The following is a 14,337-nucleotide window of genomic DNA, read 5'->3' as shown; positions in this document are numbered from 1 at the left end:
CATAATTTTAGATTCCTATAATTTCTATTTTAAATATATTTTATAGGAATTTTAAAATAACTAGGTTATGCAAAAAGTCTAATGAATAAAAAATCATAGAAACAAACAACAAAACTAGGTAACAAATATGTTCCAACTATTAATCACCAAGGGGGAACTGAAATATAAGTAGTAAATTCTAAAAAACCTTGATAAGTAATATTTAAGATAAAAGAGAAGATTCAACTTGTTATTAATGATAATGAAGAAATAATAAACATTAATAATAAAAAACAAGAAAGAAGTAAAAACGCAATTGTTCCCGTTCCGTATCCTTGTACTTTTAAATTACCAATAATTCCCCGGTTTAATAATAATAGTTTATTAACAATCATACTAATCATAATGAAAGATGAAATTATTAATAATAATGAAATTGCAATTAAAATTGACCAAATAATATCTTCTTTATTTTTAATAAGTTCTTTCATATGATGTAATGGTGTATAAGCAACTGCAGAACGTGAAAAAGTAGCATTATCATAAACATTTGCAATATCACTTCAACTATTTTGAGCATGCAAAAAACCAGGATTTAGTTCTGTTGATGCAAAAGCAGCGTGAATACTAATTATGCTGTTAATAAGCTGTGGTGCATCATTAGTGATTTTTGTTAATAAATTTGTATATTCAGGACCACGAAGTCATAAATATGAATTATAAATAAAAGATGACTCATTTGCTGCACTATTAACATAAGCATTTGTGGCAAAACCAATCACACGATATTGGTAACCATAAATATTAAAAAGATCATTAATCTTGATTTTATTATGTAAAGCATAAGAATTATTAATAATAATTGGAGGATAATCATCGCTTACTTGATAATTTCCTTTTACCATAATTGGTGTTGTCCAATAATATGGTTGCATACTTTGAATATAAAAGTTTTCTGATTTAAAAATATCGTAAAGTCGCATTGTTTCACTCATTAGAGCACGATCAGCAACTGAACCAATAATAACAGAATTTAAAAGACGAGTTTGTAAGTCATAAATTCGTTTCTGATTTGTACTAAAATTCTTATAAGCATTAGTAAAAATAATGTATCTGTGACTAATCTAGGATTATCTGGTGAACTTACGAATGGAATTAAGTTTGCTGGATTTTGTAAATAACTAACCAATTCATGATAATCATCATTACTAAAAAAATAAACACTATCAGGAACAATATTAGTATTAAAGTTTAATATTACTTCACCGTTTTCCTTTAACTGTTCCATAAAATATGAATTTGAACTATTTGAAGCAAGCCATTTTCCTGACTGGTTACTTTCTGAATCCAATACAATTTGATAAGTATCTTTGCCATTTGGTTTTAACTGAAAATAAGGACTTTCTACTTTATTATTGTCTAAATCTCCATCCTCATTAATATAATTAATATTGTTTAAACCATATGATAAATTTTGATGGTTTGAAACAATTTTTAAATTATAATTAAATTGAAATGAAATATTAGTATCATACAAGTCATTACCAATTAATGCTAATTGAACCGTACTTAAACTGCTTGACATAATCATTCCCCCAAACAAGGTAATAATAATTCCTAACATTAAAAATAGGCCTAAAACTTGTAAACTATTTCTAGTAAAACTTAATCAAAAATTCTTAAACAAATGTCTTATCATCATTACTTTTCATCTCCATATACTTAAATTAGTTTAGTCATATTACATTGTTATTTATTTTCGAAATGATATTTTGATTTTGTTGCTAATTTTTGTAGCGCATCACGAGCAGCTAATTGCTCAGCTTCTTTATGAGTATAACCGCATCCTTCGCCATAACGAATTCCCCCAATTTCTGCAACCACAGTATATAAAACTCGATTTCCTTCTAATGGTGGTGATTCTTTAATTAATTTATATTCTAATGTTCGTGCATCACCAGCTTGTAAAAATTCTTGTAATTCCGTTTTGTAATCTCGAATTTGATCAAAAAAACCAGGATTAGAAACCATTTGAATAAGGGTGTCATTAATAAAATTACGAACAACTTCTTCACCCAAATCAAGATATAATGCAGCAATCATTGACTCATAAATATCAGCTAAAATACGATTTTTTTCATATCCTTTTGTTTTAATTTCTCCTTTTCCTAATAATAAGAAAGGTGATCAATTCATTCGACGAACTAATTCTGCTAATGTTCCTTCCCGAACAATTTTACTACGTAAATTAGTAATTTCACCTTCATTTTTATCAGGAAAACTTAAAAATAAGTATAAGGAAATTTCTTTTGCTAAAATTGCATCACCCAAAAATTCCATTCGTTGATAAGTATAACTTAAATTATTTTCATTTGCATAAGAATTATGAGTTAAGGCTTCTAAATAATATTGTGGTTTTTTAATAAAAACATGATACTGTTTAAAAAAAGCTTTTAACTCGAAAAAAAGTTGTTCTGGCTGTTTGTTTATAAACTGCATCGTATAATTAATCCCCCTTTAACAATTTAACTGTCATTTTTTGCACAAAATTATTGACAACTGCGGTACGAGTTAATTCTAAAGTACTAATTCATGATTTTTCATCACTACTACCATGTGTTTTAACAGCAATTGCTCTTAATCCTAAGACTAATGCTGCTGCATTATTTCGATAATCAAAGGTTTCACGAACTCCCTGAAAAGCTTTTCGTAACGAAAAAGCTTTTAATTTTCGATAAAAATTCTTTGTTAATTCGTGTTTAATAACACCCATTAAATTTTTTGCCATTCCTTCCAATGTTTTTAGAGCAATATTACCAGTAAAACCATCTGTTACAATAATATCAACAACATCACTAGTAATATCACGTGGCTCAATATTTCCTTTAAAAAAAATATTTTTATTATTTGCTAATAATTTATAAGCTTCTTTATGATAATCTTTTCCTTTTGATGCTTCTTCACCAATATTTAAAATTGCCACACTTGGTTTTGGATTGTGCATAATTTCTTGCGCATAAACACTAGCCATAATTGCAAAATTAACAAGATCTTGGGCATCATTTTCTAAATTAGCACCAACATCTAGCATTAAAACAGACTTTCCCTTGTTAAGTGTTGGAATAAAAGGCATAAAAGCTGGCCGTGAAACTCCGGAAATTTCTCCCACAATAAAATGACACGCTGCTAAAAAAGCTGCAGTTGAACCACCAGATACCAAAGCATCTACTTTTTGATCACGCAATAATTCAGTTCCACGAACCATTGAACTATTTGGTTTACGACGAACTTCCATCATACCTTCTGTCATTGCAATTACTTCTGTTGTAGCAAAAATTTCATATTTTGTATTATCTAACTTTGCTGCTGCAGTGGCAGCCTTCAGTTCCTTCTCAGCTCCAATTAAAATAAAAGTAACATCGTCATATTTCTTCATAAAAACTTTCAAAGCGTCGATAATTGGTTTAATGCCTAAATCAGTTCCCATCATATCAATTGCAATTTTACTCATAATTAAATCTCCTAACTCCTTATTTAATTATAACAAATATTTTAGTTATTTATTTAAGAACCAACATTAAAAAATTAAGTTACTTTTTAGGTAATATTTCAATTAATTGTAACTTAATTTTCCCTTTCCCATCAATTTCTATTACTTTAACTTTAACAATATCGTTTAATTGAACAATATCTTCTGCTTTTTCAACATGTTGTTTAGCTAATTTAGAAATATGAATTAAACCATCAAGATTTTCTTTTAAATTAACAAAAACACCAAATTTTTCAATTTTAATAACTGGTCCAATTATTTCTTCACCAACAATAACTGGCATTGCAATTGCTTTGATTAACTGATATGCTTTTTCAATCGCTGTGTTTTCTCTATGGTAAATTGTCACTTGGCCATCATCCTCAATATCGATTTTAACATCATCTGATTTTTCAATAATAGCTGTAATCATTTTACCACCCGGACCAATAACTTCCCGAATCTTATCAACAGGAATCATAAATGTTTTCATTTTTGGTGCTGTTGGTGCTAAATGTGCTCGTGGTTCAGAAATAGTTGCTAAAACATTATCTAAAATTGTTAACCGTGCTTCTTTTGCCGCTTCTAAAGCTTCTTGGAGAATTGCCTTATTAATTCCTGCAATTTTAATGTCCATTTGTAAGGCACAAATTCCCTTTGCAGTTCCGGCTACTTTAAAGTCCATATCGCCAAGATGATCTTCCATCCCTTGAATATCAGTTAAAATAGTATAGTTATTTTTTTCTTTAATTAAACCCATTGCAATCCCAACTACTGGCGCTATAATTGGCACTCCAGCCGCCATTAGAGCTAATGTGGCAGCACAAATTGATGCTTGGGAAGTACTACCATTTGATTCTAAAACTTCGGAAACAATACGAATTGTATATGGAAACACTTTTTCGCTAGGAATAATTTGTAATAATGCTTTTTCTCCTAATGCGCCATGACCAATTTCTCGTCGTGAAGGAGGACCCATCCGCCCAGTTTCACCAACTGAAAATGGTGGAAAGTTATAATGATGCATAAAACGTTTACCTTCTTCATCGGTAATTCCATCAATAATTTGATTTTCACCTAATGCACCTAATGTTAAAACTGATAAAACTTGTGTTTCACCCCTAGTGAACAAAGCACTACCATGAACAACTGGTAATATATCAATTTCACTACTTAATGGGCGAATTTGATCTAATTTTCGGCCATCTAAGCGTGTTTTATCAATTAAAATTTGGCAACGCACTTCTTGACGAATAATATTATGTAAAGCTGTTTTTAATTCTAGAGTCAATTTTTTCTGTTCTTTTTCTGAAAGTGGAACTGGAATAGAATAATTATTAATTGCTTGTTCAACTAAATGTTCAATTGTTTCATAACGTTTTGTTTTTTCTTTAATTCGAGCAGCTGTAATTAACTCTTTTGCATAATTGTTATTAACATAAGTAATAATTTCAGAACGAATTTGAAACAATTCAACTTCCATTTTTGGTACCTCAACTTTTGCAATAATTTCATGCTGAAAAGTAATTAATTGTCGAATAACATCATGTCCCGCTAAAATTGCTTGCAACATTAAACTTTCAGAAACTTCTTTTGCCCCCGCTTCAACCATATTAATTGCCTCCGCTGTTCCAGCAACAATTAATTCCATTTTGCCATTATTAATTTGTTTTAATGTTGGATTAATAATAATATTATTATTTTGATCAACAGTTACTAATGTTCCCGCTACTGGGCCAGCAAATGGAATTTTAGAAATACTAAGTGCTAATGATGCCGCAAATAAACTAACCACCCGCACATCATGATCATTATCAACAGCAAGAACATTAATAACAATTTGAACTTCATTACGAAAATTTTCTGAAAATAATGGCCGTAAAGCACGGTCAATTACTCGTGCTGATAAAGTACCATATTCAGATGGCTTCCCTTCTCGTTTTAAAAATCCACTCGGAATTTTTCCGACTGAATATAATTTTTCTTGAAAAACAACTGTTAAAGGAAAAAAATCACCTTCACTAGGTTTGTTATTAACTGTTGCGGTTACTAAAACAATAGTATCACCATAACGTACTAAAATTGAACCACTTGCTTGTTTTGCTAATTGGCCATGCTCAACAATTAGTTCCTGATTATTTATTATTTTTTTAAATACTTGTTTTGCCATCAAAACTCTTAATTCCTCTCTATGATACTTAATCTTCTTAATTTTATCACACATTATTTTATATTTACGATATGATATAAATATACAAAAAAAATAAAGAGTACACAATGAACCAAAAAACAGTCTATATGGATAATGAAATCTTTGAAACACAAAAAGAACAAGCTTTATTATTAGATGTCCGCACTGAGATTGAATTTAAAGCGTTACGACAAATTCCAAATTCAATCAATGTTTATATTTTTGATTTGCTCCAAGATCCATCGCGTTACTTATCAAACAAAAACCAATTAATTATTACATTATGTAATGGTGGTAATCGCAGTAGTGAAGCAGCATTAGAATTACGACAATTAGGATATCATAATGCTTATGTTTTAAGAACTGGGATTTATGGTTATTACCGTTGAAAAGAACAAGAAACAAAAAAATAAAAAGTTTTAAGCATGATATTAATATCATGCTTAAAACTTTTTTTAATAATTATAAATCCTCATAGAAATCATCAGTAATTTTAAACGAACTATTATTTCTTAACTTTTGTAAAATTGTTTTTTCTTCTGGAGATAATTTTGTTGGAATTGTTACAATCACATTAACAATTAAATCTCCTCGTTTTGTCGATGTTGGTGATTTGAAAAACCCATGATTTGGAATATTAAAAATACTATTTGTTTTTGTATTTGGTGGTAATTTCAAATGAACATCCCCATCAAAAGTTGGAACTTTAATTTCAGCTTCTAGTAAAGCATCTAAATAAGATACTGGTAAATTTAAATGAAGGTTATCATTAACCCGCTTAAAATATTTATTTGGTTTTACTGAAATTTCTAAATAAATATCTCCCCGTGGGCCATTATTTAGACCGTAGTTTCCTTTTTCACGAATTCGTAACTGTTGATTTTCATAAATTGATTTCGGTAACTCAATTTCTACTGTTTCTTTCCCACGATAATTCCCTTGACCTTTACATTTTGAACATTTATTAGTAATTATTTTTCCGCGCCCTTTACAATCAGGACAAGGTTGCTGTGATTGAATCACACCAAAAATACTACGCTGTTCAAGGTTAACATAACCATAACCATCACAAGTTGTACAAGTATGAATGTCTTTTTTAGGGTCTTTTGCTCCAGTTCCATCACACATTTCACATTTTTTATCAATATTTAAATCTAGGTTTATTTTCTTCCCAAACATTTGTTCTTTTAACGTTAATGTAACACGTGCAGCAATATTTTCCCCTCTAATTGGTTGATTACTAAAACCACGGCGTTTTTTACCACCACCAAAAAAGTTTTCAAAAATATCACCAAAACCACCAGAGAAAATATCTTCAAAATCTCCCATACTACTAAAACCATGACTAAAGCCACCAAAACCATTGGGGTCAGTTCCAGCATGAACAAACTGATCATAATTGCGACGTTTATTTGGATCAGATAAAACTTCATAAGCTTCATTAATTTCCTTAAACTTTGCTTCGGCATCTTTCTCTTTTGAAACATCAGGATGATATTTTTTTGCTAATTGTCGAAAAGCACGTTTAATTTCATCATCAATGGCATTACGATTAACGCCCAATACTTCATAATAGTCTCGTTTTCCCATTACCATCTTCCTACTTTCTCTTTTAAAGAAAAGATAACTAAAAAAATTTTAGTCATCATTATTGTCTTATTTATCTTTTTTGTCATCATCATTCGTAACTTCTGGTTCAGATTGATCACCTTGTTGGTCATTCATAAATTTTGAAGCTTCAGCCATTGCTTGTTCTAATGCTGCCATTTTTGCTTCTAAACCAGCATAATCTTCTTTTTCTAACAATTCTTTAATTTCTTTGGCCATTTCTTCAGAAGCTTTTAACTGCTCAGGATCCATTTTATCCTTATTTCCTTCTAAAGCTTGTGTAATTGTTGAAAGATATGACTCTGCCTTATTACGCAATTCAATGTTTTTTAATTTTTGCTCATCTTTATCTTTATTTTGTTCTGCTTCATTAATCATTCGTTGAATTTCTTCTTCTGTTAAACCACCACCATTAGTAATGGTAACTGATTGTTCTTTACTTGTTTTTAAATCTTTTGCAGTAACTGATACAATTCCGTTTGCATCAATTGAAAACTTAACTTCAATTTGGGGAATTCCTTTTGGTGCTGGTTCAATCCCAGACAATTGGAATCGTCCTAATGATTTATTATCTGCTGCCATTTTACGTTCCCCTTGTAAAACATGAATATCAACAGCTGGTTGATTATCAGCAGCGGTTGAAAACACTTGTGATTTTGATGTTGGAATTGTGGTATTACGAGGAATTAAAACAGTTGAGACTCCTCCTAATGTTTCAATACCTAATGATAATGGTGTAACATCTAATAATAAGACATCTTTTACATCACCAGCTAAAACTCCCCCTTGAATTGCTGCACCAATTGCAACAACTTCATCAGGATTAATTGTGCGGTTTGGTTCTTTTCCTAATTCATGTTTAATAACTTCTTGTACAGCTGGAATTCTCGTACTTCCTCCCACTAGTAAAACTTGGTCTAAATCACTAGGTTTTAATTTTGCATCAGCTAATGCTTTACGAACTGGTTCAATTGTTCGTTGAACAAGGCTTTTTGTCATTTCATCAAATTTTGCTCTTGTTAATGTTAGGTTTAAATGTAATGGATTTCCATCACGAGCAGTAATAAATGGTGCTGTAATTTCAGTTTGTAATTGTGAAGAAAGATTTTTTTTCGCTTTTTCTGCTTCTTCTTTCAATCGTTGCATTGCCATTTTATCTGTTTTTAAATCAATACCATTATCTTTTTTAAATTCATCAACCATTCATTGAATAATAACTTCATCAAAATCATCTCCTCCTAAATGATTATCCCCAGCGGTTGCTAAAACCTCAAATGTTCCATCTGCTAAATCTAAGATTGAAACATCAAAAGTTCCTCCCCCTAAGTCAAATACTAAAACTTTTTGCTCTTTATCAACTTTATCAATTCCATAAGCTAATGCTGCCGCAGTTGGTTCATTAATAATTCTTTCAACTTCTAATCCAGCAATTTTTCCAGCATCTTTTGTTGCTTGTCGTTGTGCGTCATTAAAATAAGCCGGAACAGTAATAACTGCTTTTGAAACTTTTTGTCCTAATTTTTTCTCAGCATAGTTTTTTAAATAACGTAAAATTTCAGCAGAAATTTGTTCAGGACTATAATCTTTATTATTAACATGAACTTTGTCTGATGTCCCCATTTTACGTTTAATCGAACTAATTGTATTTGGGTTTGTTACTGCTTGCCGTTTTGCCGCATCTCCCACAATAATTTCTTCATTTTTAAATGAAACAACTGATGGTGTTGTTCGTTGCCCTTCGGGATTTTCTAAAACTTTAAAATCTTTTCCTTCCATCACAGCAACACATGAATTTGTTGTTCCTAAATCAATACCAATAATTTTTGCCATATTATCATACCTTCCTCTCTTAAATTAGTTATTTTGCAACTTGCACTGATGCATGACGTAAGACACGATCATGAATCATATATCCTTTTTGTAAAATTTTAACAATACATCCTGATGAAACATCAGTTGTTTCAATAATTTCAATTGCCGAATGGAAATTAGAATTAAAGTGTTCTCCTACTTTTGTCTCCATTGCGGTAATACCTTCTTCTTCAAAAACCGTTTTAAACATACGATAAATCATTTCAAACCCTGTTAAAAAGTTTTTCACTTCTGATGTTACATTAGTAACTTGCAAAGCACGTTCAAAGTTATCTAATGTTGGCAATAATTTTTCTGCCATCCCTGCTGCACGATAACGTTTAATATCAGCAACTTCTTCATGAATTCTTTTCTTTAAATTTTCACCATCAGCTAAAACTAATAATTTTTCTTCTCGCAAGCGTAAATTGTCTTTTAACAATAAATCAATTTCATGTTCTAAATCTTCAATAATTGCCAAATTATTTGCTTCAGCTGTCGGTGCTGTTGATGTTTTCCCTGGTTCTGACGGTGAATCAGCAGGTTGATTATTTGCTAATTCTTTCCGTAATTGTTGAATTTTTTCTTTTAATTGGTTTGGCGAAGATTTATCATTTTTTTCATTACTCATTAATCTCACCCTCTCTATCTTCTTTTTGATATGCTTCTTTAATCCGATAAGCTAATCATTCAAGAACTTCATAAAGCTTATCATATTCTAACCGCTTTGGCCCTACTAAAGCAATTCCTCCTTCTTGCATATCATCAACCTTATAAGTTGTTGTCAACAAAGCCATATCATCATTGTTAAACCCTGTTTCATTCCCAATTTGAATTGAAACAAGATTTTCGCTTGGGTTATTCTGTTGTTTTTTAAAATAATCAAACGGTGAAATTGTTTCAATTAAGCGAATAACTTGTTTAATTCGTTCTGGGTTATTATATTCCGGATTTTGGAGCATATATTGAATCCCATGTGTTGAATAACTTGGTTTAACAATACTTGTTAAAGCGTTAACAAATTGTTTTAAAATATATTCATAATGTTTTACTTGTTGTTCTAAAATTGGACGAATTACCTCAAATTTTGTTGGAATATCAGTTATTTTAGTATTTTCTAACCGTGTATTAAATAATTCAACAGAAATTTTTAAATCATTCATTGAGCTATTTTTATCAATTGTAAACATTTTATTCTCAACATGCCCATTTGTTAAAACAAAGACAACAACTGCTTGTGTTTCAGAAATTGGCAATAATTCAATTTTTTTTAATAATTCTTCTTGAAAGTTTGGACCAACAACAACTGTTGTTAAATTTGTCATTTCACTTAAAATTTGGCCTGTTTGATCAAGAATATCATTAATTGACATATTTCGATTAACAAATAAGGCTTCAATCCGGTTTTTAATATCATCAATATTTTTCTCAACCATCAAGTTATCAACATAATAACGATAACCTTTTGTTGATGGAATTCTTCCCGATGAAGCATGTTCTTTTTCTAAAAAACCTTCTTTTTCTAAAATTGCACATTCATTACGAATTGTTGCAGAAGAAGAATCTATTAAGGACGAAGCCATAATAACTTTACTTCCAACAGGCTGTGCTGTTTTTGTGTATTCTTCTACAATTACTTTTAAAATGTTTTCTTGTCGTTGGGTTAACACCAGCAGCACCTCCATTCTACAATTCTTATAAATATTTGGCAATTAACACTAAATAGTGCTAACAATTAATATTATAAATTTATCATTTAAAGAATGCAAGTGCTAATTTAATTTTGTGCTATTCTTAATAACCATTTCGTTCTTAACTACATCAATTGTATAAGATTTACCCTCTTGAACTTCTTCTGAAATAATAGCATGCGCAATTAACGATTCAAGATTTCGTTGAATATATCGCTTAATTGGCCGTGCTCCAAATTCACGATCATATCCTTCGTTTAAAATTTTTTCTAATACTTTTTCAGAATAACTAATACGAATGTTTTTACTATTTTCAATTCGTTGTGTTAATTCAGCTAATTCTTTTTCAATAATTTCTTTAATAACATCTTCTGATAAACCATTAAAGGTCACAACATTATCAATTCGATTTAAAAACTCTGGTTTAAATTTTCTAGCTAATTCTTTTTGAATTAATAAACCAACACCATCATTATTTTCATTTAATAAATATTCTGACCCAATATTAGAAGTCATAATAATAATTGTATTTTTAAAATCAACAGTTTTACCTAATGAATCAGTTAAACGACCATCTTCTAAAATTTGCAACAAAATATTTAAAATATCAGGATGTGCTTTTTCAATTTCATCAAATAAAACAATTGAATATGGGCTTCGACGAACAGCCTCGGTTAATTGTCCACCCTGTTCATGACCAACATAACCTGGTGGCGCCCCAATTAATTTACTTACTGAATGTTTTTCCATATATTCAGACATATCTAATCGTACCATTTGTTTTTCTGAGTTAAAAAGAACATATGCTAAACTACGGGCAACTTCTGTTTTCCCAACTCCTGTTGGTCCTAAAAATAAGAAACTACCAATTGGTTTATTTGGGTCTTTAATTCCACTTCGACTACGAATAATTGCATCAGCAACTACTTGAATTGCTTCGTTTTGACCGCGAACACGACGCCGTAAAATCTTACTTAAATTTAATAATTTTGCCTTTTCTGTTTCTACTAAACGGTCAACTGGAATACCAGTTCACTTTCCAACAATTGCAGCAATATCACGCTCAGTTACATCTTCTTTCAAAAGATGTGAACCTGAAGCTTGTTTTTCTTGTTCATGTAATTGTTTTTCTAGTTTTGGTAATAAAGCATATTGAATTTCACCAGCACGATTAAAATCACCACTTAATTGCGCTTGCTCTAACTCTTTCTTCAATTGTTCAACTTGTGATTTTAAGTTTTTTAATTTAGTAATACTTTCTTTTTCCGAATTTCATTGAATATCTAATTTTTGTTGTTTTGCTTTTAATGGTTTCAATTCATTTTCAATATCAACTAACCGTTCATTAGATGCCTTATCAGTTTCTTTTTGCAAAGCTGCTTTTTCAATTTCTAACTGAACAATTCGCCGATTTAAATTATCTAATTTGGTTGGAACTGATGCAATTTCTGTTTTAATTGTTGCAGAAGCTTCATCAATTAAGTCAATTGCTTTATCTGGCAAAAACCGGTCAGTAATGTATCGAGACGATAAGTTAACTGATGCAACTAAAGAATTATCATGAATTTTAACCCCATGAAAGGTTTCAAATCGTTCTTTTAAACCTCGTAAAATTGAAATACTTTCATCAATGGTTGATTCACTGACAACTACTTTTTGAAAGCGTCGCTCTAACGCAGCATCTTTTTCAATATATAAACGATGTTCATCTAAAGTCGTTGCACCAATACAATGCAAATCGCCACGCGCTAACATTGGTTTTAATAAATTACTAGCATCCATACTACCTTGTGTCTTACCAGCTCCCACAATTAAATGCAACTCATCAATAAATAAAATAATATCGCCATTTGATTCTTTAACTTTATTTAAAACCGCTTTTAAACGTTCTTCAAATTCACCTTGAAATTTCGCACCAGCAATTAATGCTCCCATATCTAATTCATATATTGTTTTATTTTTTAAATTACTAGGAATGTCACCTTTAACAATTCGCTGTGCTAGTCCTTCAACAATCGCTGTTTTCCCAACACCAGGTTCACCAATTAAGACCGGATTATTTTTTTTTCTTCGTGATAAAATTCGAATTACTCTATTAATTTCATCTTCACGTCCAATAATTGGGTCTAATTTTCCAGCAAGAGCCTCTTTATTAAGATTTTTGGCAAATTTTTCAAGAACTTTTGGATCTTTACCTGGTTCATATTGTTGTGTTAAATCCATACTTTTGCCTCCTTTAATTTTTAGCACTCTATATGTTTGTTTGCTAATTTTACAATTATATATTATCATACTAATTAGCAAAGTCAATTAAATACTGCTAAATTTTTAAAAATAATATAAATATAAAAATATTAGATATAATAAGAGATACAGGGATTAGAAACATAATTATTTTTTTAGAAAGGAGTCCCATGAAATTACAACACCTAAATAAAAAACGTTTAATTCTAATTGATTTAGATGGTACAACATTGATGAATGATGGCAAAACAATCCATCCAAAAACACAAGATGTGATCAAAGAAGCTGTTAAAGCTGGGCATAAAGTATGTATTACAACTGGTCGCCCTCATCGAGCAAGTATTCGCTTTTATCGTGAATTAGGGTTAGACACCTTATTAACAAACTTTGATGGTGGTCATATTCATGACCCATTAAAACGAGAGTTTAAACGTTTAGTTTTTCCAATTTCTTATGATGTTATTATGAGTATTATCAACCATCCTGATGTAAAAAATATTGTTGCAAATGTCTTAATTGAACATTATGATAAAGCAATTTGTTGAAAAAAAGATGAGGCAATTAAAAATTACTTTCATCTTGATGATGTCGCTGATGATGAATATTTTATTGCCAATCCTTATACTGCTTGAAAAGGTCCAGCTAGTAATATGGCCTTATATTTAAACAATACTAATGAAAAAGATCAAATTTTACGAATTTTTGAAAATTTTAAAAACTCTGTCCAAGTTAACATCGGACATTATAATAATAGCGGTCAGGTGCAAATAATGATAATGATTAACATTACAAATAAACTTGTTTCAAAAGGATTTGCAGCTAATATTTTAGCACAATATTATAACGTTGATATTCGTGATGTTATTGCTTTTGGTGATGAAATGAATGACTTAGAACTATTGCAAAATGTTGGTTATGGAATCGCAATGAAAAATGGAAATGACAATTTAAAAACTAATGCTCGGGGAATTACACACTTAACTAATGATGAAGGCGGCGTTGGTGATTATTTACAAAAACTATTAAAAGGAGAAAATGTTTAAAAAAATTTCTTTTTTTATCTTTAAAACAATTAAAAAATATTTTCATTTTTTTAATGCTAAAATACAATTACTAAATCAGAAAAATGATTTAGGATGTTATATTAATTAAATTAAAATTGGAAGTATTAGACTTCTTGCATAACCTATTAAAATAATTGTAAATATTTTTAAAAAGATACTAATAGCAAATTATAATTTTAA

The 14,337-nt window shown here is 30.0% G+C and carries 12 protein-coding genes; 2 read left to right on the top strand and 10 right to left on the bottom strand.

What is annotated here, in order from left to right; genetic code table 4:
• Window positions 1-65: 65 nt before the first annotated feature.
• From BST80_RS01335 to BST80_RS01315, 5 genes are all read right to left on the bottom strand, one after another.
• The gene (locus BST80_RS01335) at window positions 66-974 is read right to left on the bottom strand and encodes a hypothetical protein (RefSeq protein ID WP_415745620.1); all 909 of its coding nucleotides are present in this window, start codon (window positions 972-974) and stop codon (window positions 66-68) included.
• 38 nt (window positions 975-1,012) lie between these two features.
• The gene (locus tag BST80_RS01330) at window positions 1,013-1,681 is read right to left on the bottom strand and encodes a hypothetical protein (protein ID WP_415745619.1); all 669 of its coding nucleotides are present in this window, start codon (window positions 1,679-1,681) and stop codon (window positions 1,013-1,015) included.
• A gap of 47 nt (window positions 1,682-1,728) precedes the next feature.
• Window positions 1,729-2,478 carry a ribonuclease III gene (rnc, locus tag BST80_RS01325; protein ID WP_415745618.1) on the bottom strand — a complete coding sequence of 250 codons (750 nt, stop codon included), beginning with the start codon at window positions 2,476-2,478 and terminating at the stop codon, window positions 1,729-1,731.
• A gap of 7 nt (window positions 2,479-2,485) precedes the next feature.
• Window positions 2,486-3,490: a phosphate acyltransferase PlsX gene (plsX, locus tag BST80_RS01320; RefSeq protein WP_415745617.1), complete on the bottom strand. Its 1,005-nt coding sequence runs from the start codon at window positions 3,488-3,490 to the stop codon at window positions 2,486-2,488.
• Between the two features lie 79 nt (window positions 3,491-3,569).
• Window positions 3,570-5,678, bottom strand: coding sequence for a polyribonucleotide nucleotidyltransferase (locus tag BST80_RS01315; RefSeq protein ID WP_415745616.1), 2,109 nt, complete (start codon window positions 5,676-5,678; stop codon window positions 3,570-3,572).
• Window positions 5,679-5,785: 107 nt separating this feature from the next.
• Between BST80_RS01315 and BST80_RS01310 the strand changes: the two genes are divergently transcribed.
• Complete coding sequence (locus tag BST80_RS01310; RefSeq protein ID WP_415745615.1) at window positions 5,786-6,112, top strand: rhodanese-like domain-containing protein; 327 nt, start codon at window positions 5,786-5,788, stop codon at window positions 6,110-6,112.
• Window positions 6,113-6,161: 49 nt separating this feature from the next.
• Here BST80_RS01310 and dnaJ read toward each other — a convergent pair whose 3' ends face one another.
• From dnaJ to BST80_RS01285, 5 genes are all read right to left on the bottom strand, one after another.
• Window positions 6,162-7,289 (bottom strand): molecular chaperone DnaJ, encoded by a 1,128-nt coding sequence (gene dnaJ / locus BST80_RS01305; protein ID WP_415745614.1) that lies wholly within the window; start codon window positions 7,287-7,289, stop codon window positions 6,162-6,164.
• Between the two features lie 66 nt (window positions 7,290-7,355).
• Window positions 7,356-9,137 carry a molecular chaperone DnaK gene (gene dnaK, locus BST80_RS01300; protein ID WP_415745613.1) on the bottom strand — a complete coding sequence of 594 codons (1,782 nt, stop codon included), beginning with the start codon at window positions 9,135-9,137 and terminating at the stop codon, window positions 7,356-7,358.
• A gap of 28 nt (window positions 9,138-9,165) precedes the next feature.
• Window positions 9,166-9,789 carry a nucleotide exchange factor GrpE gene (locus BST80_RS01295; protein ID WP_415745612.1) on the bottom strand — a complete coding sequence of 208 codons (624 nt, stop codon included), beginning with the start codon at window positions 9,787-9,789 and terminating at the stop codon, window positions 9,166-9,168.
• Window positions 9,782-10,843 (bottom strand): heat-inducible transcriptional repressor HrcA, encoded by a 1,062-nt coding sequence (gene hrcA / locus BST80_RS01290; protein WP_415745611.1) that lies wholly within the window; start codon window positions 10,841-10,843, stop codon window positions 9,782-9,784. Before hrcA ends, BST80_RS01295 begins: the two co-directional genes overlap by 8 nt.
• Before the next feature lie 87 nt (window positions 10,844-10,930).
• Window positions 10,931-13,072, bottom strand: coding sequence for an ATP-dependent Clp protease ATP-binding subunit (locus BST80_RS01285; RefSeq protein WP_415745610.1), 2,142 nt, complete (start codon window positions 13,070-13,072; stop codon window positions 10,931-10,933).
• Window positions 13,073-13,263: 191 nt separating this feature from the next.
• Between BST80_RS01285 and BST80_RS01280 the strand changes: the two genes are divergently transcribed.
• Window positions 13,264-14,136, top strand: coding sequence for a Cof-type HAD-IIB family hydrolase (locus tag BST80_RS01280; RefSeq protein ID WP_415745609.1), 873 nt, complete (start codon window positions 13,264-13,266; stop codon window positions 14,134-14,136).
• The last annotated feature ends 201 nt before the right edge of the window (window positions 14,137-14,337 follow it).

Source organism: Spiroplasma sp. Moj, assembly GCF_016082285.1.
In the GTDB taxonomy this organism is placed as follows: Bacteria; Bacillota_I; Bacilli_A; order Mycoplasmatales; family Mycoplasmataceae; genus Spiroplasma; species Spiroplasma phoeniceum.
Note: the sequence above shows the minus strand (reverse complement) of the source record. Positions and strands in the feature narration are given on the sequence as shown.